This window comes from Serinibacter arcticus (genome assembly GCF_003121705.1).
Lineage (GTDB): Bacteria > Actinomycetota > Actinomycetes > Actinomycetales > Beutenbergiaceae > Litorihabitans.
Map to the genome: position 1 here is coordinate 3,850,026 of NZ_PYHR01000002.1, position 26,676 is coordinate 3,876,701.

Sequence of the window (26,676 nt, forward strand, 5' to 3'; positions counted from 1 at the left end):
CTGACCACCGCCGACGACGGCGACGCGGGGGAAGTCATGTCCGCCAGCCTAGGCGAGGCCCCGTAGGCTCGTCGCGTCCGGTCCACGCCCTGGGAGTGCCCTTGTACCGTCTCGCACCTGCCCTGCGTCACTACGACTGGGGCTCCACGACCGCCATCCCCGAGCTCCTCGGGGAGAGCGCCGACGGGTCCGCCGTGGCCGAGGCCTGGTTCGGGGCGCACGCCCACGGCTCCAGCCTCGTCGTCCCGCACACCGACGAGGCTTCGGACGGGCCGGACGGTCGCGAGACGTGGCCCACCCTGGCCGACGTCGTCGCACGGGACCCGCGCCTGCTGCTGGGTGAGGACGTCGTCGAGCGGTTCGGCGCCGAGCTCCCCTTCCTGCTCAAGCTGGTCGCCCCCGTGTCCCCGCTGTCCCTCCAGGTCCACCCCTCGCTGGAGCAGGCGGCCGTGGGCTGGGTGCGCGAGGAGCGGTCGGGCGTGCCCGCCGCGGCCGACCACCGGACCTACCGCGACACCAACCACAAGCCCGAGATGCTCTACGCCCTGACGACCTTCGAGGCCCTGAGCGGGTTCCGCACACCGCGCCGCGCCGCCGAGATCCTCGACGGCCTCGGCACCCCGCTCATCACCTCGACGATCGAGCGGCTGCGGTACGGCCACTCGGCGCAGGGCGTCCGCTCGGCGTTCGAGTACGTGCTCCTGGGGGCCAGGGACCGCGACGCCGACGTCGGGGTCGCCGTCGAGCGGATCGCCGCCCGGCTCGAGTCGGGGACGAGCCCGTCGGAGCACGCCGACACCATCGCGCTGCGGATCGCCCGTGAGCACCCCGGTGACCGCGGCATCCTCGCCTCGCTCCTGCTCAACCCCGTGACGCTGCGGCCGGGCGAGGCGATGTTCGTCCCCGCGGGCGCCGTGCACGCCTACATCGCCGGGCTCGGGGTCGAGGTGATGGCGAGCTCGGACAACGTGGTGCGGGCCGCCATGACGAGCAAGCACCGCGACGCCCGGGCTCTGCTGGACATCGTCGACGTCCGCCCGGCCCCGCCGATCCGGCTCGCGCCCGAGCACGCCCGCAGCGGTGTGGAGGTCTTCTACGCCCCGGTGGAGGACTTCGAGCTCGCGGTCCTCACGGTCGACGAGCGCCCGGTGGAGATCGACGGCGGCGGACCCCGGATCGTGCTCGCGATCGAGGGCGACCTGGAGCTGTGCCTCGGCGACGTCGTCGAGCGGCTCCCGCGCGGGGCGGCGGTGTTCCTGGCCGACGGCGAGGACCCCGTCGTCCGCGGTCACGGGCGCCTCGTGCGCGCCGGGGTGCCGTAGGAGGACGTCAGTGGTTCCCCGAGTGCTCAGGAGGCGGCGAGGATCTCCGCGAGCATCGGGGCCGCCGCGTCCTTGGCCGACAGCTGGGACCGGTTCTCGGGGTCGACCGGCACGGGCCACGCGATGGCGAGCTCGGGGTCCAGCGGGCTGATGGCGGACCCGGCCATGCCCGGGCGCCACTCCTGGTCGAAGCAGTACAGGTACTGGCTGGTGCCCTCGCTGGTGGACTGGAAGCCGTTCAGCACACCCTGGGGGACGAGCACCTGGACGCCGACCTCGATCGGCACGGTGACGACGGCTCCGACCGTCGGCGACCCGGGGCGCGCGTCGACGTAGGCGCCGAAGACGGACCCGCGGACGACGGAGACGAGCTTCGTCATCGCCTCGCCGTGCAGGCCGCGGAGAGCGCCGTGCGACGTCTCCGTGAGGTTGAGCTGCTGCCAGGGGCCGGCGTGGAGACCGGCGTCCGCCATCGCGCTGGCGCGGAAGAACTCGCGGATCGTGCCGCGCTCGTCGTGGATCTGCTTCATGCGGACGACGACGAGCCCGTCGATCGCGGTGGTCTCGGTCCGGAAGTCGTCGATGCGCACGTTCACGGCCGCAATCCTAGGCGTCCGGCCTCGATGGCCGGGCAGCGGTCCATGACGACGTCGAGGCCGGCGGCCCGGGCGCGCCCGGCGGCGGCCTCGTCCACGACGTCGAGCTGGAGCCACACGGCGCGGGCGCCGCGGGCGATCGCGTCGTCGACCACCGCCCCGGCGAGGGACGAGTTCACGAAGACGTCGACGACGTCGACCTCGCCGGGCGCGTCCTCGAGCGTGGCGTAGCCGGTCGCCCCGTGCACCACGGGGGCGCTCGGGTGGACCGGCACGATCTCCATGCCCAGGGCCTGCAGGAGGTGGGCCACGCCGTAGGCGGCGCGCGCGGTGTTCGTGGAGAGCCCGACCACGGCCCAGCGGCCCGGCGTCGTCAGCAGCGTGCGGATGACGTCGGGGTCGTTGAGCGTGCCCGGGGTGCCCGGGGTGCTGTCGATGGTCATTCCTGTCCCTCCGGGACGATGCCGTTGGCCGCGTCCTGCTCGGCCTGGGTGGGGAGCGTGCCGTCGGTCACCTGCTGCCAGAACAGCGCTGCGGCGGCCTCGTCGAGCAGCACGGTCGAGCCGAGGTTGCCCGGGCGGTAGTCGGGGTCGCCGATCGGAGGCGAGCCGCGGAAGCCGTCGGGGCCGGTGGCCGCGCGGAACGTGAGGGCCATCCGGCCGAGGTCGACGACACCGGTGCCGGGGTCGGTGACGAGCGCGTCGGTGCCGGCGGTGACGAGCGGGACCTGCTCCCACGGCAGCAGCAGCGACGGACCGCGGAGCTTCGCGGTGACGCCCTGGATGACCTGCTGCTGGCGCAGACCGCGCCCGATGTCCCCGGTGGGGTCCGACTTGCGCATGCGGGCGAAGGCGAGGGCCGCGGCGCCGTCGACGTCGTGGCAGCCCGGGGTCCAGACCATCCCGGACTCGGGGTCGTCCACCTCGGCGTCCCAGCAGAGGTTCACGCCGCCGACGGCGTCGACGATCGACTGGACGCCACCCATGCCGATCTCGACGTAGTGGTCGACGGTGATCCGGGTGAGCCCCTCGACGGTCTGCACGAGCAGGGGTGCGCCGCCGAAGGAGTACGCGGCGTTGAGCTTGTTCTGGCCGTGGCCGGGGATCTCCACCAGCGTGTCGCGGGGCAGCGAGACGAGCGAGGCGGTCCCGTCGCCGGGGGCGGTGAGCAGCATGATCGTGTCGGTGCGCGCACCCGCCGTCGGGTCGCCGACCAGGGTGCCGTCGGCGCGCGAGTCCGACCCCGCGAGGAGGTAGGTCGTCCCCGGCGTGCCCGCGGCGCCGGAGAGCGCCTCGGTGTGCTGGACGCGGCCGTCGGCCCACACCACCAGCGCCACCGGCCAGACGAGCAGGAGCACGAGGACGACGGCGACGAGCACCAGCCGGCGTCGGCGGTAGACGGAGCGCGAGGAGCGGCGCGGGTCGCGCGGCGGACGAGCGTCGTCGCGCGGCGGACGTCCACCGGGGCCACCGGGACCGCCCGCACCGCCGTGACCGCCCGGGCGCAGGCCGGGGGCGCCGGGGTCGACGGGGGAGGCGCCGCGGGAGATCGGCATCGCGCGGGTGGCGTTCACCTCGCCCGACGTGCGGGAGGGGGCCCCCGCCACGGGCGGGCGGCCGGCGGGTGGCTGAGCGACGGGCGGTGCGGCCGCGCGCGGCGCGGCCGGGCGGGAGACGGGCTGGCGCGGGGAGGCGGGGCGGGCGCTGCGGCCGGGGAGGCGGGCGCGCTCCGCGGGACCGCGCGACGCTCGGGCGGCGCGACGGCCGGAGGCTGGACCGGCTGGGCGGGCGTCGCCGGTCGGCGCGGCGTCAGCGGACGTCCGGTGCCCGGTTCGAACGACGGGGGAGGCGCGTCGTCGGTCATGGGCCCTCCTCAGGGGTGGCGCGAAGGCTCTCCGCGGGGTCGCTGGCTGCTGGCCAGGGTAGATGCCGGTGCTCCCGTCGCGGCCGGGACGCGCCACGGCCGCGCCAGGTCAGCAGACCGCGGCGTCCGTGCCCGAGACCACGTTCCAGGGGTCGGTCGGCTGCTCGGTCGGGGTCGCCGGCGCGGTCGTCTCCACGCCCGGTTCGGCCGAGGGGTCGGTCTCGGTGCCGGCCGCCGGGTCGGGCGCGTCCGTGGCGGGGTCGGGCGCCGCGGGGTCGGGCGCCGCCGGATCGGCCGCCTCCGGGGCGGGGGCCTCGGAGGTGATGGGGAGGTCCTGCTGGAGCCGCTCCCACAGCTGGCCGGTCAGGTCGTTCTCGACGACGCGGTTGCCGGCGTAGTTGAACGGCATGGTGACGAACGTGATCCCACCGGCGCCGACGCTGCTGAGCGAGGTGGCGAGGCCGGCGAGATGCATCGGGTTCCCGAGGTTCTGGCTCACCGAGAGGGAGTCCGTGACGGCGTCGAGGAAGCCGATCAGCTTCGGCAGGTCGGTGACGAGGTTCTGCGACAGCACCTGGCGCATCACCGCCGCGAGCAGCTCCTGCTGGCGGTCGATGCGCTGGATGTCGCTGCCGTCGCTCCCGGCGATCTTGCGGGCGCGGGCGAGGCCGAGCGCCTGCTGACCGTTGAGCACCTGCTCGCCGGCGGCGAGGTCGAGGTCGGCCTCCTTGCTGACGATCGGCTCCGGGATGCACATCGGCACACCGCCGATCGTGTCGACCATCCGCTCGAAGCCCACGAAGTCGACGACCGCGTACTCGTCCACCTGCAGGCCGGTCAGCTTCTCGACCGTGAGGAGCGTGCAGTAGGCACCGAGGTGGACGTCACCGTCCTGGGCTCCCGTGCTGAACGCCGAGTTGAACATCGCGTTCGAGCGGGAGGAGGACGTGCGATCAGGATCCGCCTGGTCCACGGGGCAGGCCGGGATGTCGGTGAGCAGGTCGCGGGGGATCGACACGACGTCGATCCGGCTGCGGTCCGCCGGGATGTGCGCGAGCAGCGTCGTGTCCGACCGGGCACCGTCCTCCTCGCCGCCACCGATGGCGAGGTTCTCGCCGCCGCGCGAGTCGGAGCCGATCATGAGCACGTTGAGGGCCTGCCCGGCGTTCGGGTCGGCCGGAGCCTCGGTGGTCTCCACCGGCTCCTCCGGATCGACCGGGGCGTCCTCACGCATCTCCGCGACGTTCAGGCCGCCCCCGACGTTCCCGGTGAAGTTGCGGTAGACCGCGAAGGCGCCGCCCCCGACGAAGGTGAGCGCGCCCACGAGCGTCGTCGCGACGACGCGTCGAACGGTGTGGCGGCGTATGCGGCGGGTGTGGCGCGGGACCCCGGAGCGGCGCGGACGTGTCGTTGGCATCGCCCCCGATGCTATGACCTGCGTGTCAGCGTTCGCCCAGCAGCCCACGGTCATCGTGTGAAGGCTTCGTGCACACGCTGGGCGACGGCGCTCCCAGCCACCTCCCCGCCGCCTCCGCGCTGCTCGCCTGCCGGTCCCGATCGGGGCTGGCCGGTACGGTGAACCGGTGATCCATCCTGACCCAGACGGCCCTGTCCAGAGCGCCGGGCCCGAGGTCGCGCCCGTGTGCGCGGTGGTGGTCGCCTACAACCGGCGCGACCTGCTCGTCGAGGTCCTCGACGCGCTGCGGGCGCAGGAGGTCCGACCGGAACGCGTGATCGTCGTGGACAACGCCTCCACCGACGACTCCGCCGCCGTCGCCGGCTCCTACCCGGAGGTGGACCTCGTCACGCTCGCCCGCAACACCGGCGGCGCGGGCGGGTTCGCCGCCGGCATCGCGCTCGCGCTCGAGCGCAACCCGTCGTGGATCTGGCTCATGGACGACGACACCGTGCCGACGCCGGACGCCCTGGCCGAGCTCGTCCGCGTCGCCGCGGCGGCCCGCGCCGACGCCGCCGGATCGCGCGTGATCTGGACCGACGGCAGCGAGCATCCGATGAACACGCCCAGGGAGAACCCGTTCGCGACGGCGTCGCAGCGCGCGGCTGCCCGGCGCCTGGACGGCCTGAACGTCCGCAGCACGTCCTTCGTCTCGATGCTGGCGAGCACCGCCACGATCCGTCGGCGAGGACTTCCCGTCGCCGACTACTTCATCTGGAACGACGACTTCGAGTACTCCACCCGGCTGATCCGGGACGGTCGGGGCATCCACGTGCCCAGCAGCGTCGTCGTGCACAAGACGAAGGCGCTCGCCTCCACCGACGCCGACCCGGGGGAGCGGTTCTACCACGAGGTGCGCAACAAGATCTGGCTCTTCACGCGGTCCCGCGGCCTGACGGGCCGGGAGAAGGCGGTGTACGGGGCCTCGACGCTGCGCCGGTGGGTCCGGACGGTGGCGCGGTCGGGCGATCGAGCGCTGCTGCTGCGCTGCCTCGGACGGGGGCTGCGGGACGGCGTCGCGACGTCACCCCGTCCCAACGCGGAGGCGCTGGCCGGCCTCGGGGCTGTCACGGACGCCGTCGTGCGCGCGGAGGCCGGCCGTGGCTGACACCCCGTTCTCCCTGCTGGTCCCGGTCTACCGCGCCGACAGCCCGAGCCACTTCCGCAGGGCGTTCGAGTCCTCGGTGCAGGAGCAGACCCTCCGCCCCGCCGAGGTTGTGCTCGTGCAGGACGGGCCGGTCCCCGCCGCACTGGCCGCCGTGCTCGACGACGTCGCGGCCGCCAGCCCGGTGCCCGTCGTCCGCGTCCGGATCCCGGCGAACGTGGGCCTGGCACTCGCCCTCACCCGCGGGCTGGAGAGCTGCAGCCACGAGATCGTCGCGCGGATCGACGCGGACGACGTGTCCCTGCCGCACCGGTTCGCCACCCAGGTCCCGCTCGTGGAGGCCGGCCTGGACCTCGTGGGCGCGGGGATGGTCGAGTTCGAGGACGACGAGCAGGTCGTCGTCGGCAGCCGGGTGCCCCGTCAGGGCCAGGAGGCCATCGAGTCCTACGCCCGGTTCCACGACCCGTTCTCCCACCCGACCGTCGTCTACCGCCGCAGCGCCGTCGAGCGCGCCGGTGGCTACGAGCCGCTGGGGCGGATGGAGGACTACTGGCTCTTCGTGCGGATGCTCGCCGCGGGAGCCCGGGTCGACAACGTCGTCGAGCCGCTGGTGCGCTACCGGATCGGTGAGGGCGCCTACGCCCGTCGCGGCGGCCGGGAGCAGTGGCGCACCGAGCTCGAGCTGCAGCGCGCGATGCGGCGGATCGGGTTCACGTCCCGAGGCCAGCAGGTGCGCAACGTCCTGGTGCGCGGCGCGTACCGGTTCGTTCCCGAGGGGCTGCGCAAGGTCGCCTACCGCGCGCTGATCGCGCGGAGCGGCCGGGGGCCCGACGGGGCCTAGGACACGGCACGGGGTCGGCGATCGTAGAATGGTCGATCGCCGCCCCCTCGTCTCGAGCCCCGATCCCCCTCGGAGGTCGTCAGGTGCCTTCCGCGCGCCCCCTCACCTCGCCCGCGCCGTCCTCGGCGCCGGAGCCCGCGACCGACCGCGCGACGACGCCCGGTGAGAGGGTCTACCGGCACGACGTCGAGGGGTTGCGGGCGGTCGCCATCCTCCTGGTCGCGGGCTACCACGTCTGGGGCGGCGGGCGGGTCTCCGGCGGTGTCGACGTCTTCCTGCTGATCTCCGGCTTCTTCGTCGGGGGCGGGCTGCTGCGACGGTTCTCGCAGGGGCGCGGTCTTCAGCCCGGGCCGTACCTGGCCAGGCTTGCGCGCCGTCTCTACCCGCCGCTCGTGCTCACGCTCCTCGCCGTCGTCGTCGGCACGCTCACGCTGCTGCCGCAGTCGGAGTGGAGCGGGGTCTCCGGCGGGGTTCTCGCCTCCCTGACCTACACCGAGAACTGGCGCATGGCGCTCGAGGGCCAGGCTTACGCCGCCGCCGACCAGATGGCCTCACCCGTGCAGCACATCTGGTCGTTGTCGGTCCAGGGGCAGCTCTTCGTGGTGCTCCCCCTCCTGATGCTCGGTGCCGCGACGCTGCTCCGACGCCTCGGGGCGGACGAGGCCCGACGCAGGCGGGTGCTCGTCCGGGGAGTGGCGGTCATCGCGGTCGCCTCGTTCGTCTACGCCCTCGTCGGGGTCCGTGTCGCCCAGGACGTCGCCTACTTCGACACGTTCGCCCGCGCCTGGGAGTACCTCGTGGGTGCGCTGCTCGCCGTCGTGCTCGCCCGCGTGAGTCTGCCGCGAGTCGCCGCCGTCGCGCTGGGCGTCGTCGGCCTCGGCATGATCCTCGCGACAGGTGTCGTCGTGGATGCCCGCGCCACGTTCCCGGGGCCCGAGACGCTCCTGCCGATCCTCGGCGCGGCCGCGTTCATCACCGCAGGCGCCTCGGGCATCCACGGCGCCGGCCGCCTGCTCGCCTGGCGGCCGGTCGCCGTCGCGGGTGGCTACGCGTACGAGTTCTACCTCTGGCACTGGGTGGTCCTGGTGTTCGCGCTGGCCGCGACCGGGCGCGAGCACCTCGGCTGGCTCGCCGGCTCGGTCGTCCTGATCGCGTCCGGCGTGATCGCCGTGGCCTCGCGCTGGGTGACCACCCGCCTCGTCCCGTCGAGCCCGAGCACGCGGACGACGTCGACCGCACCGGTGGAGGCGCCCGCAACCGTCGCGGCCGACGATGCCGACGCGGTCGCACCGTCCGCCCCGCGGCGGCCCTGGGCTCGCACGGTCACGGCCGCCACCGTCCTCGTCCTCACGGTGGGGACGCCGGTCGGCTGGCTCTCCCACCGCGCCGCGAATCCCTGGACGGGGATCACCGACCTCGACCTGCAGGCGAACCCCGGGGCGTTGACGCTGCTCGACCCCGGACGCTGGCCGACGGACCCCGATGCGGAGCTCGTCCCGGGACCTCTCGAGGCCGCCGGGGACTGGCCGCTCGAGGGCCGGGAGAACTGCGAGCAGACCAACCAGGTCGACACCGACGTGAAGGTCTGCGTCCTCGGAGATCCTGACGCCCAACGCAGCGTCGCACTCATCGGCGGATCCCACAGCGCGAACTTCGCGCTCGCTCTCGACGCCGTCGCCCGGGAGGCGAGCACGCGGGTGGACGCCTACATCAAGCAGGGCTGCCCGCTGCTGCTTCGCGAGCACCAGCCCTCCGACGACCGGTCCGACGCCTCGTGCACCGACTGGAACGTCGCCGTGATGGAGCAGGTCGTCCAGAGCGGGACCGTCGGCGTCGTGACGACGGGAACGCGGCCGGGGTTCGAGAGGGAGGACGTCGACGGCGACTACGTTCCTGCCGACTACGTCCGGGCCTGGGAGCACCTGATGTCCAGCGGGGTGCCCGTCATCGCGATCAGGGACACCCCGTGGTTCCGGGACGACGCCAGGGCGTGCGTCGAGAGGAACGGTGCCGACTCGGATCAGTGCCGCGGCGACCGCGCGACGATGCTCGGCGGAGACGTTCTCACCGACGCGGTCGAGGACGACCTCTTCACCGCCGTCGACCTCAGTGACGCCTTCTGCGACGAGGGGCAGTGCCACGCCGTGGTCGGGAACGTCATGGTCTACATCGACTCCAACCACATCACCGCCACGTACCAGCGGACGCTCGCCCCCGCGCTGGCCGCCGCGCTCGGCCCGGTGTCCTGGTGGTGAGGCTCCTCGTGCCGGCGGCGTGAAGGTCGGTGAGGGGAGTGTCACGAATCCCCGCCACGACCTCCGAGACCGGCCGGAGCGGCCGCCGGACCAGGTAGCCTCAGTCGTTGTTGTCGACAGAGGGAATGACGTGAACGCAGATCTGGTTGTTGTTGGTTCGGGTTTCTACGGCCTGACCGTCGCTGAGCGCCTGGCGTCCGAGCGGGGGGTCAAGGTCCTCGTGATCGACCGTCGCTCCCACATCGGCGGCAACGCCTACAGCGCGAACGAGCCGGAGACCGGGATCGAGGTCCACCAGTACGGTGCGCACCTCTTCCACACCTCCAACGAGCGCGTGTGGGAGTACGTCAACCGCTTCACGGCGTTCACCTCCTACGTGCACCGCGTGTACACCTCCCACAAGGGGGAGGTCTACCCGATGCCGATCAACCTCGGCACGATCAACCAGTTCTTCCGGAGCGCCCACGGGCCCGACGCGGCGCGTGCGCTCATCAAGGAGCAGGCCGCCGAGCTCGGCGGCAAGACGCCGGAGAACCTCGACGAGCAGGGCGTCAACCTCATCGGTCGCCCGCTCTACGAGGCGTTCATCCGCGAGTACACCGCGAAGCAGTGGCAGACCGACCCGCGCGAGCTCCCGGCGTCGATCATCTCCCGTCTTCCCGTGCGCTACACGTACGACAACCGCTACTTCAACGACACCCACGAGGGTCTGCCCGTCGACGGCTACACCGCGTGGCTCGAGCGGATGGCGGACCACCCAAACATCACGGTCCAGCTCGACACCGACTTCTTCGACACGTCGCAGCCGATCAACAAGCAGGCCGTCGTCGGCCAGGTCCCGGTCCTGTACACGGGTGCGGTCGACCGCTACTTCGACTACGCCGAGGGCGAGCTGTCCTGGCGCACGCTGGACTTCGAGCAGGAGGTGCTCCCGGTCGGCGACTTCCAGGGCACGCCGGTGATGAACTACCCGGACGCCGAGGTGCCGTACACGCGCATCCACGAGTTCCGCCACTTCCACCCGGAGCGCGACTACCCGACCGACAAGACGGTCATCATGCGCGAGTTCTCGCGCTTCGCCGAGCGCTCCGACGAGCCGTACTACCCGGTCAACACGGCCGCCGACCGGGAGCGTCTGCTCGCCTACCGCGCGCTGACGGAGGGTGAGTCCGAGGTCTTCTTCGGTGGCCGGCTCGGCACCTACCAGTACCTCGACATGCACATGGCCATCGGCGCCGCGCTGAGCCTGGTCGACAACAAGCTGACCCCGCTGTTCGCCGGCACGAAGGACGCGTGATGACGACCACCACCGAGACTCCCGTCGAGGATCCCCGAGGCGCCGAGGTCGTCCTCGTCCCCGAGGGTCACCGCGTGCTCCAGCGCGTGATCCTGCCCCCCGACGCCGAGTCGGACTCGCTCGTGCTCTACGTCGAGCAGGGCATCAGGCTCAGCACGCAGACGAGCGGCAGCGACGACGACGCGCACGTCGACAGCTCCGGCGTCGAGCGGGTGTCCACGCGAGACGTCAACGGTCGGTTCTCGATCCGGATCCGCTCGGGTCAGCGCACGTCGTTCGGTACGTACTTCAACGGCTTCGCCGCGTCGTACTGGAAGAAGTGGACGACTCTCTCGAGCGTCCGCCTCGCCGTCGACATCTCGGGGGCGGCCAACGTCATCATCTACCGCTCCAACGCCCGCGGTGCGCAGCAGCGCGTGGGGTCCAAGGCCGTTCACGGTCGCGGCGTCGTGGAGTTCCAGCTCCCGCTGAAGCAGTTCGGCGACGGTGGCTGGTACTGGTTCGACGTCGAGGCGGCCGGCAAGGGTGCTCTCGTGCACTCGGCCGTGTGGACCGCCCCCGCCGAGCTCGCGCCGCGCCGCGGCTCGCTCTCGCTGGGCATGACCACCCTGAACAAGACCGACGACGTGCTGCGGAACATCGCGACGGTCGCGGGCGACGCGGACCTGCGCGAGCTTCTCGACGAGATGATCATCGTCGACCAGGGCTCCGACCGGCTGATCGCGACGGAGGGCTTCGACGCCCTCGCCGCGCAGATGGGTGAGCAGCTCCAGATCGTCGAGCAGGGCAACATCGGTGGCTCCGGCGGGTTCTCCCGCGGGATGTACGAGGTCGTCACGCGCGGGAAGTCCGACTACGTGCTCCTCATGGACGACGACATCGACGTCGAGCCGGAGAGCCTCATCCGGATGGTGACCTTCGCGGACTTCGCCAAGCGTCCCACCCTGGTGGGTGCGCACATGTTCGACCTCAACAACCGCTCGGTCCTGCACACCTACGGCGAGCGCGTCGACCCGTGGCGGGTCCAGCCGGTCGTCGCCCACGACGACCTCCACATGGGGCACGACTTCGCCGCGTCGGGTCTGCGATCGACGTCGTGGCTGCACCGCCGCGCCGACGTGGACTACAACGGCTGGTGGAGCACGCTCATCCCGGTCGAGGTCGTGCGCGAGCTCGGTCTGTCGCTCCCGATCTTCATCAAGTGGGACGACGCCGAGTACGGGCTGCGCGCCAAGGCAGCCGGCTACCCGACGGTGTCGCTGCCCGGCGCCGGCGTCTGGCACATGTCCTGGATCGACAAGGACGACCTGGTGGGGTGGCAGGCCTACTTCCACACCAAGAACCGCCTCATCGTCGCGCTGCTCTACTCGCAGTACGCCAACGGTGGTGGCGCGTTCAAGGAAGCCATCATGAGCGACGTCAAGCACCTGCTCTCGATGCAGTACTACACCCAGGCCGGCCGCATCCGCGGCCTGCGGGACCTGCTCAAGGGCCCGGGAGCGCTCCACGGACAGATCGGAACCGTCCTGCCGGAGATCCGCGGCATGGCGAAGCAGTTCGACGACGCCGTGTACAAGTCCGACGCCGACGAGTTCCCGGCCGTCGACCGTGGCAAGCCCAAGAACAAGGGCCGTGGCCTGCGTCCGCCGAGCATCCGTTCGCTCGTGCCGTTCACGGCACGCACGACGCTCCGCCAGCTCGCCGAGCCGCTGTCCGACCGTGCGAAGACCGCTCCGCAGGACGAGATCGCGTTCCAGGACGCCCGGTGGTGGCGTCTCGCGCAGTACGACAGCGCGCTCGTGACCAACGCCGACGGCACCGGGGTCGCGTGGTACCGCCGCAACCCGGCGAAGCTGCGAGCCCAGCTGGCCGAGGTCGCGATGCTCCACGTCGAGCTGCAGCGCCGCTGGTCCTCGCTCAGCACCGAGTACCGCGACGCCCTGGCCGACCTGACCTCGTTCGAGGCGTGGGAGAAGACCTTCGCGGACAACCCGTCCCAGCACCGTGACTGACGGCACCACCGCGCCCGCGGCGCTGCCGCCGGGCTTCGAGCGGCCGGGCCGCAGCCGCGGTCTGGTCGACGTGTTCGGCCAGCGGTACCTGCTCCGTCTGATCGTGCGCAAAGAGCTGCGCGTCAGGTACCAGGCCTCCTTCCTGGGGCTGGCCTGGTCCTACGTGAAGCCCGGCGTGCAGTTCGTCGTGTTCTTCTTCGTGATGGGGAACTTCCTCGGGATGCGCGGCATGCTGCCGCCGTTCGCGGTCTACCTCTTCAGCGGCATCGTGATCATCAACCTGTTCTCCGAGATTCTCGGCAACGCCACCCGCTCGGTGGTCGCCAACGGGGCGCTGGTGAACAAGATCTACCTGCCGCGACAGATGTTCCCGGTCTCGTCGGTGCTCGTCGCGCTGGTGCACTTCGTCCCCCAGCTGATCGTGCTGATGATCGGGGCGGTGGTCGCCGGCTGGCGCCCCGGCCCCGTCGAGCTCGGGGCCGCCGTCCTGGCGGTCCTCATCGTGCTCTGCCTCGCGCTGGGGCTGGGTCTCGCGTTCGGCGCGATCAACGTCGCCTACCGCGACATCGAGAACATCGTCGACCTCATCCTCATGGTCTCGATCTGGTTCTCGCCGGTGCTCTACCCGATCGCCACGGTGCGCGACACCTTCGGCGCCGACAGCGTCCTGATGCGGATCTACGAGAACAACCCGCTCACGATCGCCGTCGAGCTCTTCCACCGCGCCTTCTGGTGGCCGGCAGCGGACGCCGCCTCGCGCGAGGGGGCGATCGTCGACCACGTGGTCGACCGCGGCCTCATCGCCCTCGCGGCGTGCGCCATCCTGCTCGTCATCGGTGACCGCATCTTCCGTCGCATGTCCCGCAACTTTGCCCAGGAGCTGTGACGTGGCCACCGACACGACGATCATCGTCGACAACCTGACCAAGCAGTTCACCCTGAAGCACGTCCACTCCCTCAAGGAGATGGCCTCGCGCGCGGTGCGGGGACGGCGCGCCGAGGCCGACTCGTTCACCGCGCTCGACGGCGTCGACCTCGAGGTCCGCGAGGGCGAGACGCTCGCCCTGCTCGGCTTCAACGGGTCGGGCAAGTCGACCCTGCTCAAGTGCATCTCGGGCGTGCTCACCCCCGACGAGGGCACGATCGGCGTGCGGGGACGGCTGGCAGGCCTGATCGAGGTCGGGGCCGGGTTCCACCCCGACCTGACGGGGCGCGAGAACGTCTTCCTCAACGGCGCGATCCTCGGGATGACCGAGGCGCAGATCCGGGCGCGCTTCGACGAGATCGTCGCGTTCTCCGAGATCGAGCAGTTCATCGACACCGAGGTGAAGTTCTACTCCTCGGGCATGTTCCTGCGCCTGGCGTTCGCCGTCGCGGTCCACACCGATCCGGAGGTGTTCCTCGTCGACGAGATCCTCGCCGTCGGGGACGAGCCCTTCCAGAAGAAGTGCATCACCCGCATCAAGGAGCTCCGCGACGAGGGCCGGACCCTCGTGATCGTGAGCCACGACCTGGACATGGTCGCCAAGCTGTGCTCGCGCGCCGTCCTGCTGGAGAAGGGTCGGCTGGTGGCCGACTCGAGCGCTGACGCGGTCGTCCGGCAGATGCGCGGCGAGCCCGAACCCGCCTGACGATGCGGCACGCCTCCGCCCCCACGGCCGAGCGGCGCAGCACGGCCGCCCCGGGGCACACCCCCCGGCTCGACATCCAGGGCCTGCGCGCCCTCGCCGTCGGTGTCGTGGTCGTCTACCACGTCTGGCCAGGGGTGCTGCCGGGTGGCTTCGTCGGGGTCGACGTGTTCTTCGTGATCTCCGGCTTCCTGATCATCGGTTCGCTGGCGCGCGAGCTCGAGCGGACCGGAACGGTCGGCCTGACGGCGTTCTACGCCCGGCGCGTCCGTCGCCTCCTCCCGGCCGCCTCGGTCGTCATCGTGGTGACGACGATCCTCGCCTTCCTCGTGCTGCCGGCGTCGCAGCTGCGCCGGAGTCTCGGGGACGGCGTCGCGGCCTCGCTCCAGGTGGCCAACTGGAGGTTCGCCTTCGGTCCCGACTCCTACGCCGAGGCCACGGCCGGCGTCTCGCCCTTCCAGCACTTCTGGTCGCTGGCGATCGAGGAGCAGTTCTACATCGTCGTGCCGATCCTGCTGCTGTCGATCGGGTTCCTGGTCCGCCGCGCGGGGCTCCGACTCGCGCCGACGATCGTCGTCGTCCTGCTCGGGCTCGCGGCGGCCTCGCTGCTGTGGTCCGTGGTGCAGACGGCGAACGATCCCGGCGTCGCCTACTTCTCGACGCTGACCCGTGCCTGGGAGCTGGTGCTCGGCGGCGTCGCGGCACTGGTGCTGCGACGGGTGACGGTGGGGCGGCTGACGTCCCAGGTCATGGGAGCCGTCGGACTGCTCCTCGTGCTGCTGACGTCCGCCGTCCTGACGACGGGGATGCCCTTCCCCGGGATGCTGGCGCTGCTGCCGGTGATCGGGACCGTCCTCATGCTGGCGGCCGGAAGCGGGCACGAGCCCGGGCTCGTGACGGTCGGACTGCAGGCGCGCCCGTTGACGTGGGTCGGCGACGTGTCCTACAGCCTCTACCTGTGGCACTGGCCGGTGGTGGTCGTGGCTCTGGCCCTGGTGGGCCCGACGCTTGGGGCGCTCGACGGTCCGCTGGTGATCGCCGTCAGCCTCGTGGCCGCCGGACTCTCGGAGAGGTTCGTCGAGCGCCCGTTCCGCACGCGGTCGGTGACGCGCCCCGCACGGGCACGCCGCTCGCAGGTGCGCATCGTCGCCACGGGGATCGCGGTGGCGACCGGCGTCGCGGCCGGGGCGGGCATCCCCCTCGTCGTCATCGACCGTCAGCTCGCGAGCGGTGCGGATCTGCAGGCCCAGGAGTACCCGGGAGCGCTCGTGTTCGCGGGCGCGACCACGCTCCCGATGCCGGTCGCCCCCGACCCGCTCGTCGCGTTCGAGGACGTGGCGCTCGTCAACCGTGATCGCTGCATCGAGCACGACCTCACCACCCCGGACCCGGAACGACCGGCGACGACGTGCCGCTACGGCCCGGCTGAGGCCGAGCGGGAGATGGTCCTCGTGGGCGACTCGCACGCGGGCGTGCTCAGCACGCCGCTCGCCGACCTGGCCGGCGCCGAGGGCTTCGAGCTCACGGCGCTCGTGCGCAACGGCTGCCCGTTCTCCTACCTCCCGCCGAGCCACGTCGACGGCGTGCCCGACCAGTGCGCCGACCAGAACCACCGCTCGAGCGACCTGATCCTGGCGGAGGACCCCGACGTCGTCGTGCTGTCGGCGATGACGGCGTACGGCTACCGGGAGGCGTTGGGGTGGTCCGGCGTCACCTACGAGGAGATGGTGGGAGGCTACCTCGACGCCCTCACGCCCCTGGTCGAGGCCGGGATCGAGATCGTCGTGGTGCGGGACACCCCGTTCCTGCCCTTCAGCGCCCCCGACTGCGTGGCCCAGGACGACGACCCGAGCGACTGCACGGCGCCGAGGTCGATCCTCGAGGAGCAGCCGGACCCGCTCGTCGAGGCAGCGACGTCGCTGGAGGGCGCGTCCGTCGTGGACCTCACCGACCACGTGTGTCGCGAGAGCGAGTGCACGTCCGTCGAGGGCAACGTGCTCGTCTACCGTGACAACCACCTCACCGACACCTACGCCCGGAGCCTTCGGACGGCTCTCCGACCCGCCATGGCGTGGCTGGACGCATGATCGACGAAGGAGCGGGAATGACGAGCATCCCAGCGGCGGAGACCGCGCACCCGAGCCAGGCGCCCCGCGCCGAGACCGGACGGCGCTCCTCGGCCGTTTGGTTCCTCGCGACCGTGGCCGTCACCGGGCTCCTGGCGACGATTCCTCTCCTGTTCAACCCGCGGTTCTACTACGCGGACGACACGCAGGCCGGTGCCTACCCCATCTGGGTCAGCATCGGCGACTCGATCCGCGCGGGCGAGCTGCCGTTCTTCGAACCTGACCGGTGGATGGCGGGCAACCTCGTCGCCGAGGGCCAGTGGGGGACGTTCAACCCGCTGATCTGGCTCGTGGGACTCGGGGCGACCGTCGTCACGCACGGCGCCCTGTACTCCGCGATCGTCAAGATCGCTTTCCTCGCGATCGCGGCCGGCGGGGTCTTCGTCCTGCTCCGCCAGCTCGGGGCCCGGCCCGCCTGGGCTCTCGTCGGCGGGGTCGTCGGAGCGGGCAGCGGCTTCACGGTCTACATCGACGCAGCCTCCTGGGTGACGTCGTTGTTCGTCTGGGCCCTGCTTCCGTGGGCGCTGTGGGGGCTGCGAGCCGTCGGCGTCCACCGCCGCTCCGTCCTGCTGTCCTTCGTGCCCGGGTTCCTGCTGGTCACGGTGGGCTACGTGCACGGCACGCTGATGCTCGTCGTGGCCGTCGTCGGCGTCATGCTCGAGGTCGCCCTGCGTCGTGACTGGCGTGCGCTCGGTCGCACCGTCGTCGCCGGCGGCCTGCTCGGTCTGGTGGCGCTGGCCGTCTACCTGCCCGGTGTGCTGAGCTCCGGTGTCACGGCGCGCGACAGCGACAAGATCGAGAACACCAACTTCATGTCGCCCGACCTCTCGGGCCTCGGGTCGGCGGCCGCCCCGACCGCGCAGCCGTGGTTGACGGGTTTCTGGGGCACGCCGGTCGGGGCGCCGCTGATGTACGTGGCCTGGCTCCTCCCGCTCGCCGTGCTCGTCGACTGGCGGCGCGCCCGCGCGCTGACACCGTCGCTCGTGGCCGTCCTCGTCGTGGGGGGCGGGGCCGCCGTCCTGGCGTTCGGGCCCAGCGACATGGGTCCGTTGAGGTTCCCGGCCCGCGTGCTGCCCTACCTCTCGGTCGTGCTCGTCGTCGTGGTGGTGCTGCTGCTGTCGAGGGCAGGGCGGCGCCCGACGGTACGGCTCGGCGTGCTCGCGGCCCTCTGGCTGCTGATCAGCAGCTTCCTGGGCTACGCCGAGGCGCCCGAGCAGGTCCAGATCCTCGTCATCGGTTCGGTCGTCGCGCTCCTCGGGATCGGAGGGGTCATGGTGGTGCTGTCGAGGTCGCGGTCGCAGACCGCGCTCGCCGGCGTCGCCGTGGCCGCGACGGCACTGGTCGTCGTCGTCCAGCACCACTTCTTCCCCTACTCGCCCCTGCCCGACTTCGGCCTGCCCTCGGACCGGGAGGCGTCGAGGTCGGTGCTGGCGGAGGCCCGGGGGGATGCGATGGTTCTCGGCGACCCGATGCAGACCGAGATCGACTGGAGCCGGACCAGCTTCGCCAACGCGTGGCTGCTGTCGGACGCCACCGTCACGAACGTCTACTCGCCCCTCATGCACCGGGCCTACGCGGAGGATCTGTGCGTCGACTCGCACGGCATGGTCTGCTGGGAGACCGCGACGCACCTGCTGGGCACGGACGAGGCGACCGGCCTTCCGCTGGTCGATCTGCTCTCGCTGTCGACCCTCCAGGTCCTCGCGCGTCCCGACGGCGGTGAGCCCGGGGTCGAGGCCTCCGACCCCTACACCTTCCTCCCGGTCCCGGAGGGATGGTCCGAGGTCCAGCGCGACGACTTCTCCGCGCTCTGGGTGCGTGACGAGCCTGTCGCCGGCGCCGGCGGCGTCGTGTGGGCGTCGGAGGGAACCGAGATCTCGGCGTCCACGACGACGTCGACCAGCGTCACCCTGGACGTCGCGGACGTCCCCGCCGAGGGCGGGAGCGTGGTGCTCTCCCGGCTCGACTGGCCCGGCTACACCGTCGACGGCGGGACGGTGGGGGAGTCGACCCGCGACTACCTGCTCACCGTCGAGATCCCACCGACGTCCGCGGGCTCGACGGTCGTGGTCACGTTCAGCCCGCCGGGCTGGTCGGTCTCCGTGATGGCGGTCGGCGCGGCCGTCCTCGGGGCGGTCGTCCTGGCCGTGCTTCCCCTGGTGCGGCGCCGCCGGGACTGACCGGCGTCCCGTCCGGCAACGGCGAAGGCCGGGGCCGTCACCCGATGGTGACGGCCCCGGCCTCGGTCATCCCGGGCGAGCTGCGCTCAGCGGAGACCGAGCTTGCGGGAGCAGGCGGGCCACTGACCCCAGCCCGAGCGGGCCTGGAGGATCGCGGCGCGCTCCGTCTGCTCCTCGGGCGAGGCCTGCGAGGGAAGACCGCTGCCGCCCACGGAGCGCCAGGTCGACGTCGTGAACTGGTACAGACCGTGGTAGAGACCGTTCGAGCTGACGATGCGGGGGTTGCCCCCCGACTCGCACTGCGCGAGCGCCGCCCACGTCGAGGCGGGGACGCCGCCGGTCTCGGTCCCGATGACCTGCGGCGCCGGTGAGCCGGCGGCGTGCCACTCGTCGAGGGTGATGGCCCGATTCATGGTCGGTCCTGCGTAGTAGATCGTGCTCGACCCGGCGTTCCGGTAGAACTGGTCGCCGGCGAACCGGGTCACCTGCATCGGCGCAGGGCGGTTCTCGGCGTCCCAGGCCGCGGCTCCGATGGGGTGGCCCCGGCCGGAGGACAGGCTCGTCATCCGCGCGATCTCCCCGGACCAGGTGAGCTTGGCGAAGCCCTGGTCGTGGTGGACGCTCGGCGCGGGTCGTCCCATCGCGGCCCACTCGGCCGCGGTGAGCCAGTGGTAGTCACCGGACGGATCGACGACCCCGACCTGGTCGGAGGTGGCCCAGCGGTAGACGTACGTGCCGTCGACCCACGGGACGTGGCGCGCGGCCGGGCGGTTCGCGTCCGTCCACTGGTCGAAGCTGATCAGCGACGTCGCCGGTGCGGGCGAGGCCCACGTCGTGCGGGCCCAGATCCCGGACGACCAGTAGTAGCCGACGTAGTCGACCGGGGCGAGGGAGGGGGAGGGCCGTCCGTTGGCGGTCCACTCCTCGAAGCTGAGGGGACGAGCCGCGGAGCCGTCGACGGCCCAGATGGTGCCGTCGTGGGGGGTGATCTGGAAGGTCGTCGCCGAGGCGGCGCCAACCGTGAGCGTTCCGGCGGTGAGGGCGACCGCCGCGGTGGCGATCGAACGTCGAAGCCACGTCTTCATAGGCGCTCCTGGAGCGAGCGCACCGCTGGACCCGGGGCTCGACCCGAGGGTCGTGGGCGTGGCGGCAGCGTCTCGCGAACGGGTGGGGCCCGAGCGGCACCCACGGAAGCACCCACCGTAATCAAAACGTTACCTGGCGGCCAGCAGACGTGGTCAGCGCCACTCAGGACAGCGGGCTGCCCTCCGGCACCGACTGGAGGGTCGGGGAACCCACGACGGCGACGGTCGGGGCGGCACCACCCGTCAACCGGAGCACCGCGGCCCAGGTGCGGACGTGCTGGCGCACACCGTTCGCGACGTAGTAGAGATCGGCGCTCTGGGCGGTCTTGAGGAGCACGGGGGCGACGGCGGTGCCGGCCAGTCGTGGCGTCGTCGCGCACAGGTGCGCACCGAACGGCGTGACCGGCAGGCCTCGCTGCTGGGTGACCGCTACGGCCTGCAACCGACCACCGGTAGCGACGAACGAGGTGGCGGAGCACTGCACGACCGGTGACAGTCGACCGGGCAGCCGGGTGGATGACGCGATCGAGGCCGCCGGGATCGTCCGGATCGATCGGAGCCCGAGCTGAGCCGGTACCGCGAGATCGTCGACGTGGATGACCGTGTTCACGTCGGTGGCGAGGAAGACGTCGGGGGAGTCCGCCGCCTTCACGAGCTCGCCCGGCGCCACGGTGGGCGCGCCGGTCGTGGCGAGGAAGCGGAACAGCGTCGGCGGGACCGTGTGGACCGGGGGGTTGGCGGTCCCGGACGAGGTGACCAGGTCGGACCAGGTCGCGACGGGGCGGGCGACGGCGTTGGTCACCCGGTGGACCGTGCTGCTGCCGTCCGGTCGCAGGTTCGCCGCCGCCGGGACGCTCGGGGTCACGGGGAAGGAGGCGATGAAGCTGGCGGACCAGGAGGGGGCGGTCGAGGTGACCGTGCTCGCGCTCGTGAGCGGCGACAGCCCGGTGGTCGTCAGGAGGTAACGGCGGCCGTCGGGGCCCGCGACGGCGCCGGTGGCGTGCAGCCCCGGGGGCAGCTGCGCCAGGCTCGCCGCGTCGAGGACCCCGGTGGGCAGGGCGGCGAGCGTCGACTGCTCGGCGACGGCGGCCATCGGGATCTCGTGACGTCGGCCGTCGGCCCAGATCCACCCGGTGCTGGTCCAGCGCTCGGCGATCACGACGCGGTCCCTCAGCACGGGGGCGCCCACCGGGAGGGCGGCGACACCGTTCAGCGACAGCCGGACCGACGTGGTCGGCAGACCGTTGGCGCTCAGCGACGCCTCGTCCAGGACCTCGCGTCGCGTGCCGTTGCTGACGTACCAGCGACGACCGTCCGTCGTCACGTAGCCGTTGGTCATGGCGGGTCCGGCGTACAACCGCTGGACCTGCGCCCCGCTCATGGTCGGGAGGGAGGAGCAGGCACCGCCGAAGTCGGCGACCTGGGTGCAGGTCGACATCCGGAGGGCGATGTTGGTGTCGACGAACAGCACGTTGCCGGTGCTCGAGTCGAGCACCATCGGTCCGAGGTCGGATCCCACGCGCAACCGGTCGACGTAGCTGGAGCTGACGGTCGCGACGTCGCCGAGCCGGGAGAAGTTGGCGAGCGTCGCCATGCTCGTCACCCGGTGACGGGTCGCGCCGTTGACGAGCCAGACCGTCGGGTCGGAGGCCGTGCGGACGAACGAACCGCCGGCGCGAGGGTCGCCGAACCAGTCGGTGAACAGCCGCCAGAAGTTCCGGTTGCCGTAGGAGGAGCAGCTGTCACCGGTGCCGTAGAGGTTGCGGAGGGCTGCCGCGTTGGGCTGGTAGGGCGTGTAGATGTACAGCGCCGCGGTCGCCTGGTTCTCGATGTAGACGTTCGTGCCGCCGCAGGCCGCGTTGGGGTTCCACTGGATGTAGTTGGTCCGCCCGGCCTGGTAGCCGTACCGCGTCGGGTTGCTCTGGTAGATCTGGAACTGGCGGGCCGCGCGGTAGACCTGGTTGAAGAACCCGTAGTACTCCGTGTTGCAGGGGGCGGTGTCGGGGCAGCCGAACCCGGTGGCGATCTGGTACGCACGCGACGTGGGACGGGTGCGCCCGACCAGGGCCTGCTCCTTCTCCAGGAGCACCAGCAGCGAGCGCGGGTTGAGACCGCAGCTCTGAGCCACGCCGACGATGATCTCGGCGGCGGTCTGCTGCGACCGTCCCGTGTAGCCCTGGCACAGGCCGCTCTCCGCCGCCCACGTGCGCGAGTCCGACCGGTAGTCCTTGAGGCAGGGCTGCTCGCCGGCGACGCAGTTGCGCCCGCGCAGCTCCAGGAAGCTCTGCACCTCCGCGACGCTCATCGCCCCGGAGTCGTAGAACACGGCGTCGGAGACGATGTTGCCCGGGTCGAAGAGCGAGCCCTCGGCGGCGGCCGCCGTCGGCTCCGGAACGCCGGGCAGCCCCGGCAGACCGACGAGGACGGCGGCCGCGACGGCGACCGACAGGCCGGCGGTGAGGAGTCGGCGCAGAAGGGTCACGAGGTGCTCACAGCCGTCGAGGTCGAGGTGCCCTGGTGGGCGGGGGAGGAGTAGGTCACCACGACGCGCCAGCCCGAGACGTCGCCGTCGACGGCGTCGAGGACGAGCTCGTCGCACCAGGTGGCCGTCGCGTCGGCGAAGGCCGACGCCGACGCGGTGGTCGTGCCCGAGGCTCCCGTGAGGACGGCCGAGCACGTCCCGCCGTCCTCGACCACGCCGGGGACGAAGCTGTTGACCCGCACGCGCGAGTCGGGCCCGGCGCCGGCGTACACGACGGTGGGAACGACGTCGGAGCCGGACGCGGGCGGCGGTGTCTCACCGCCGGCTCCACCGTTGTCCGTCGGGACGGACGTCGGCTCCGCGGGTGCGGACGGGGAGCCGCTGGTGGGCGGCGAGGTGGGCGAAGCGGTGCCGCCCGAGCCGTCGGTCCCCGACTCCTCGGCGGACGGTGACGCGGGGCCCGACGGCGTCGGGGGCCCTGCACCGTCGTCCGTCGGGGTGGTGGACGACTCGCTCGACTGCGTCGCGCCGGCTCCGTCGCCGGGAGCCGTCGGATCGGCAGGGTCGGCCGGGGTGCACGCGGCCACCACGCAGGTCAGGACGAGCGCGGCGCTGGCGATCAGGTGGCCGGGGCGAACAGTCACCTGGGCACAGTACCCAGCAACTCCGGTTTCTGCTTGCCCTGCGTGCGGATCGCGTCAGGAGAAGAGCTGGGTCCGGGTGGCGGCGAGTGTGGCCGCGATGCCGGCCGTCATGGGGGTCAGCGCGCGGGCGTCGAGGTCGGTGGCCACGACGGACCGCAGCCGGAGGTCCACCGCCTGCATGGAGGTCAGCGCCGAGGACCCCATCACGACCCGGGGGCGGCGGCGGAACACGGCCGTGCAGTGACCGATGAGGGCCCCGACGGTGACGGACTGGCCCGAGGCGCAGATCTTCGTGAGCGTCGTGCCCGCCGGGACCTCGACGTCGAGCAGGTCGGCGGTCAGGGACGCCGCGTCGTCGATGTAGAGGTAGTCGCGCAGCGTGTCGATCGGCACGTAGATGGAGATCGGCGTGGCCGTGAGGAAGCCCCGGCAGAGGTGGGAGACCAGACCCTGCGGCTTGCGCAGGTTCTGGCCCGGACCGTAGAGGTTGGCGTAGCGGGCCACCACGCCGTGACCGCCGCGCGTGACGCTCCAGTCCGCCAGCACCTGCTCCGCGCGCAGCTTGTTGCTCCCGTACGCGGACAGCGGCACGGGCACGGTGCGCTCGTCGTGCGGAGGACCGGAGCTGCCCGCGTAGACGCCGCCGGCCGACGAGGCGAGCAGGACCGTTCCCGAGGCCGCGCCGTCGGACAGAGCCTCGAGCGCGGTGTGCAGTCCGGCGATCTCCTCGGCGAGGTGCTCCTCCGAGGTGCCGGTGACGCCGGAACCGGCGCACCACGCGAGGCGCCACGGTCCGCCGTCGGCCGCAGCGAGCAGGGCTCCCGCGTCGCGCGCGAGCGTTTCACGGGCGAGGGCGTGGTCGGCCCACGGCACGGCGCTGGTGAGGACGAGGTCGCCGCGGCGTCGCAGCTGGGCGACGAGAGCGCGCCCCAGGAGCCCGCCGCTGCCCACGACCCAGGTGGGGACGGTCATGCTCGCGGCTGACGTCCGGTGCGTGAGAGGGGTCCGTTCCCCGGGTCGGAGACGATGAGGTAGGCGGGTTTGCCCATCGCCATGTTGACGCTCACCCCGATGTACTCGGCGATGATGCCCAGGAAGAACAGGGTGAACCCGATCCCGACGAGGAAGACCACCATCAGCGACGTCCAGCCGGGCTCGGACGCGCCGTGTCCCGCGAGGCGGGCGATGAAGAAGTACAGCGCGAGCAGGACGCCGCCGACCGCCGCGAGCGCCCCGAGGCCGGAGACGAGACGCAGACCCTTCGTGCCCGAGGAGAGGACCATCCGCCAGAAGTGCGACAGCAGCGTCCGCACCCGGTAGCCCGACGTGCGCTCCCCCTCGGAGCGCAGGGTGACCGGCGCCTGGGCGACGTTGCCGGCGATCCAGCCGATGGCGATGTCGAGGTACACGCCGGAGCCGACGTAGGCGGCGGCGGACCGGCCGATCTCGCCGAGGAGCAGCCGGTAGCTCTGGTACGACTGCGAGTCGCGGGAGCCGAGGAGCTTCGCCAGCACCCACTTGGCGCCCTTGGACGAGGTGTTGCGGAACCAGCCGTGCGGCGGCGGGTTGAGCGCCTTGCCGTAGACGACGGACGCCTGCTCGTCGAGCGCCACGTCGAGCATCGTGCCCATGTCGGCCGGATCGTGCTGGCCGTCCTCGTCGAGCGTGACGATCCACTCGCCGCCGCTCGAGGCCATCCCGGCGAGCGTCGCGGGGTGCTGGCCGTAGTTGCGCGAGAGCCACACGCCGCGGACGACGTCGTGCTGGCCCTCGAGCTCGCGGATGACGGCGGCCGAGGCGTCGGGCCCGTGGTCGTGGACCAGGACGACCTCCTCGACGCGGTACGGGCGTCCTCCGGGGGTCAGCTGTCCGGCGGTCATCGCCGCGAGCTCGGTGACGAGTGCGGGAAGCGTGCGCTCACCCTGGTACACCGGCACGACGACGGAGATCCGGTGCGGGGTCAGCGGCCCCGCCGCATCGGTCTTCACAACGAGTGAGTGTAGTTGACTGCGATCGACGGACACCTCATGCCGACCCGGGCTCCAGCCGCCACAGGACGATCTCGGCGTCGTCGTAGCCGAAGCGGTCGACCTCGGCGAGCTCCGAGTGGTCCCACGTCGCTTCGCACGCCGAGTCCGTCACGACCCAGCCGACCTCGGAGTCGCGGGCCGCCGACACGTCGAGGAACCCTGCGTTCGCGGCGTCGAGGAGTCGGGTGATCTCGTCGTACCGCTCCGGCCAGGCCATCCCCAGGTGGAAGTACGCCACCGGCGCACCGGAGGTGACCTTCATCCGTCGGGGGTCGACGCACGGTCCGGCCAGCACGAGGCCGGAGTCGGCCGACGCGGCCTGAGCAGCCGCGCCGCCGATGGCCTCCTCGCGCGGGGTGGTGGGGTCCCAGACGGCCGTCATCTCGGGCGACGACCGGTACCTGAGGAAGTCGGGAAGTCCGGCCGCCGTGACGGCGGCGAGCGAGACGACGGCGAGGATCCCGACCGTGCGGACCCGGCCTGACGACCGGACCCGCGGTCGGCGGGGGGAGGGTGTCGCGTCGCCGACCTGGCCCTCGGACCTGGTCGCGGCGGGGTCGCGGCCGCCGTCGGTGCTGGTGAGGAGGGATGCCAGGAGCACGAGCTGGAGCACCGCTCCGATCAGGAAGGTGTCGATCCAGAATCGGTACGGCTCCGCGTTCGCTCCCCAGCGGTCGTTCACGACGAGGATCGCGGTGGCGACCAGGTAGCCCGTGGCGATCCCCAGCTCGACACGACGGCGCCGGAGGACCGCGAGCACGATGACCGCCGCCGTGGGAACCAGGACCCCTGCCGCGCCCACGAGGGCCCAGGGAGAGCCCACCCCGAGGTTGACGTTCGAGCCCACCCGGTAGGAGAGGAACGGGTCGCCACCGAGGATGCCACTCATGGTCCAGACCAGCTGCGGCGCCGCGGCGAGTGCCGCCAGGGCGACGGCACCGAGGAGCCGCCAGCGGGACGAGAGGGCGAGAAGGATGAGACCGGGGGCGCTGGGGGTCAGCCCGAGAACGAGGGTCGGAAGCTGGCCGGCTGCCTCGGCGAAGTGCGGGCCGACGACGAACAGCGCGACGACGAGTCCTGCGGAGACCGCGGCGGCCACCACCGAGCGTCGATGCCAGATGGCGGTCGCGGCGAGGGCGTAGCAGGCGACGTAGACCAGCGTGAGGAAGGAGTAGGTCTGGAAGTTCGCTGTCAGGCCGATCGTGAGGGCCGAGACGGTCGCGACCACGACACGGACGCGGACGGACGTCGGGCGGAGCCACGTCGCCGCCGTCGCCACCAGGGCCGCGGTCCCGACGCACAGCCCCGCCGTCTCGCCGTTGAGGCTGTAGAGAACACCGAAGGGGCCCCAGAGAACGGCGTGCGACTCCAGCGAGGTGAACCACCCCGTGTCGGACCGGGTCCAGGCGAACGTCCCGAGGATGAAGGGAAGGGGGGCGAGCAGAGCGGTCCACCAGCGTCGGGTGAGAACGACGAGGACCGTCGCGAGCGTGCCGACGAGGACGACCTGGACGATCAGCCCACCGAGGTTCCAGGCCGCGACAGGATGCAGGCCGGTGACGCGGGCGAGCATGCCGACCGCCGAGTAGTACAGGCGCGGGTAGTGGTTCACGCCCGTCAGGGTGTCCGGCTCGACGTCCGCGAGCGTTCCGTGCGCCACGTTCGTCGCGATGGCCATGTAGCCGAGCTGGTCGTGGTCGTAGGCGCGCCGGAGGCCCTCGAACGTCCCCCGGTGCTCCGGAGGAGCGCCCCGA

20 protein-coding genes are annotated in these 26,676 nt (G+C 72.1%); 10 read left to right on the forward strand and 10 right to left on the reverse strand.

Annotation, left to right across the window (positions count from 1 at the left end; all coding sequences use genetic code 11):
- Positions 1-95 precede the first annotated feature (95 nt).
- Positions 96-1,322: a mannose-6-phosphate isomerase, class I gene (manA, locus tag C8046_RS17105; protein ID WP_235866381.1), complete on the forward strand. Its 1,227-nt coding sequence runs from the start codon at positions 96-98 to the stop codon at positions 1,320-1,322.
- 26 nt (positions 1,323-1,348) lie between these two features.
- On the opposite strand, the gene C8046_RS17110 is transcribed toward manA, so the two are convergent.
- The 4 genes from C8046_RS17110 to C8046_RS17125 form a co-directional block, all read right to left on the reverse strand.
- On the reverse strand, positions 1,349-1,918 hold the full coding sequence (locus tag C8046_RS17110) for a dTDP-4-dehydrorhamnose 3,5-epimerase family protein (protein ID WP_109230482.1): 570 nt from the start codon (positions 1,916-1,918) through the stop codon (positions 1,349-1,351).
- Complete coding sequence (locus C8046_RS17115) at positions 1,915-2,361, reverse strand: CoA-binding protein (protein WP_109230483.1); 447 nt, start codon at positions 2,359-2,361, stop codon at positions 1,915-1,917. The genes C8046_RS17110 and C8046_RS17115 overlap by 4 nt, the downstream gene beginning before the upstream one ends.
- The gene (locus C8046_RS17120; RefSeq protein WP_235866382.1) at positions 2,358-3,491 is read right to left on the reverse strand and encodes an LCP family protein; all 1,134 of its coding nucleotides are present in this window, start codon (positions 3,489-3,491) and stop codon (positions 2,358-2,360) included. The genes C8046_RS17115 and C8046_RS17120 overlap by 4 nt, the downstream gene beginning before the upstream one ends.
- Before the next feature lie 399 nt (positions 3,492-3,890).
- Positions 3,891-5,198, reverse strand: a complete 1,308-nt coding sequence (locus tag C8046_RS17125) for an LCP family protein (protein WP_146197207.1) — start codon at positions 5,196-5,198, stop codon at positions 3,891-3,893.
- 166 nt (positions 5,199-5,364) lie between these two features.
- On the opposite strand from C8046_RS17125, the gene C8046_RS17130 reads away from it, so the two are divergent.
- The 9 genes from C8046_RS17130 (at position 5,365) to C8046_RS17170 (ending at position 18,681) form a co-directional block, all read left to right on the forward strand.
- Entirely contained in the window at positions 5,365-6,345 is a 981-nt protein-coding gene (locus tag C8046_RS17130) for a glycosyltransferase (protein WP_235866383.1), read from the forward strand.
- Entirely contained in the window at positions 6,338-7,183 is an 846-nt protein-coding gene (locus C8046_RS17135; protein WP_109231019.1) for a glycosyltransferase, read from the forward strand. Before C8046_RS17130 ends, C8046_RS17135 begins: the two co-directional genes overlap by 8 nt.
- An 83-nt stretch (positions 7,184-7,266) precedes the next feature.
- A complete protein-coding gene (locus tag C8046_RS17140; RefSeq protein WP_158277257.1) occupies positions 7,267-9,438 on the forward strand; it encodes an acyltransferase family protein in 2,172 nt (723 codons plus the stop codon).
- 130 nt (positions 9,439-9,568) lie between these two features.
- Positions 9,569-10,735 (forward strand): UDP-galactopyranose mutase, encoded by a 1,167-nt coding sequence (gene glf, locus C8046_RS17145; protein ID WP_109230487.1) that lies wholly within the window; start codon positions 9,569-9,571, stop codon positions 10,733-10,735.
- Positions 10,735-12,747, forward strand: a complete 2,013-nt coding sequence (locus C8046_RS17150; protein ID WP_109230488.1) for a glycosyltransferase — start codon at positions 10,735-10,737, stop codon at positions 12,745-12,747. Before glf ends, C8046_RS17150 begins: the two co-directional genes overlap by 1 nt.
- Entirely contained in the window at positions 12,740-13,633 is an 894-nt protein-coding gene (locus tag C8046_RS17155; protein WP_235866384.1) for an ABC transporter permease, read from the forward strand. The genes C8046_RS17150 and C8046_RS17155 overlap by 8 nt, the downstream gene beginning before the upstream one ends.
- A gap of 1 nt (position 13,634) precedes the next feature.
- Positions 13,635-14,378, forward strand: a complete 744-nt coding sequence (locus C8046_RS17160) for an ABC transporter ATP-binding protein (protein ID WP_235866385.1) — start codon at positions 13,635-13,637, stop codon at positions 14,376-14,378.
- 2 nt (positions 14,379-14,380) lie between these two features.
- Positions 14,381-16,462, forward strand: a complete 2,082-nt coding sequence (locus C8046_RS17165; RefSeq protein ID WP_109230489.1) for an acyltransferase family protein — start codon at positions 14,381-14,383, stop codon at positions 16,460-16,462.
- 17 nt (positions 16,463-16,479) lie between these two features.
- Entirely contained in the window at positions 16,480-18,681 is a 2,202-nt protein-coding gene (locus C8046_RS17170) for a hypothetical protein (RefSeq protein ID WP_109230490.1), read from the forward strand.
- Between the two features lie 86 nt (positions 18,682-18,767).
- Here C8046_RS17170 and C8046_RS20090 read toward each other — a convergent pair whose 3' ends face one another.
- From C8046_RS20090 to C8046_RS17200, 6 genes are all read right to left on the reverse strand, one after another.
- Positions 18,768-19,766, reverse strand: a complete 999-nt coding sequence (locus tag C8046_RS20090; RefSeq protein WP_109230491.1) for a transglycosylase family protein — start codon at positions 19,764-19,766, stop codon at positions 18,768-18,770.
- A 163-nt stretch (positions 19,767-19,929) separates the two neighbouring features.
- Entirely contained in the window at positions 19,930-22,248 is a 2,319-nt protein-coding gene (locus tag C8046_RS17180) for a hypothetical protein (protein ID WP_109230492.1), read from the reverse strand.
- A complete protein-coding gene (locus tag C8046_RS17185; RefSeq protein ID WP_109230493.1) occupies positions 22,245-22,892 on the reverse strand; it encodes a hypothetical protein in 648 nt (215 codons plus the stop codon). The genes C8046_RS17180 and C8046_RS17185 overlap by 4 nt, the downstream gene beginning before the upstream one ends.
- Positions 22,893-22,946: 54 nt before the next feature.
- Positions 22,947-23,864 (reverse strand): NAD-dependent epimerase/dehydratase family protein, encoded by a 918-nt coding sequence (locus tag C8046_RS17190; RefSeq protein ID WP_109230494.1) that lies wholly within the window; start codon positions 23,862-23,864, stop codon positions 22,947-22,949.
- Positions 23,861-24,880 (reverse strand): glycosyltransferase, encoded by a 1,020-nt coding sequence (locus tag C8046_RS17195; protein ID WP_199224509.1) that lies wholly within the window; start codon positions 24,878-24,880, stop codon positions 23,861-23,863. The genes C8046_RS17190 and C8046_RS17195 overlap by 4 nt, the downstream gene beginning before the upstream one ends.
- A 37-nt stretch (positions 24,881-24,917) precedes the next feature.
- Positions 24,918-26,600, reverse strand: a complete 1,683-nt coding sequence (locus tag C8046_RS17200; RefSeq protein ID WP_109230495.1) for a hypothetical protein — start codon at positions 26,598-26,600, stop codon at positions 24,918-24,920.
- Positions 26,601-26,676: the final 76 nt, after the last annotated feature.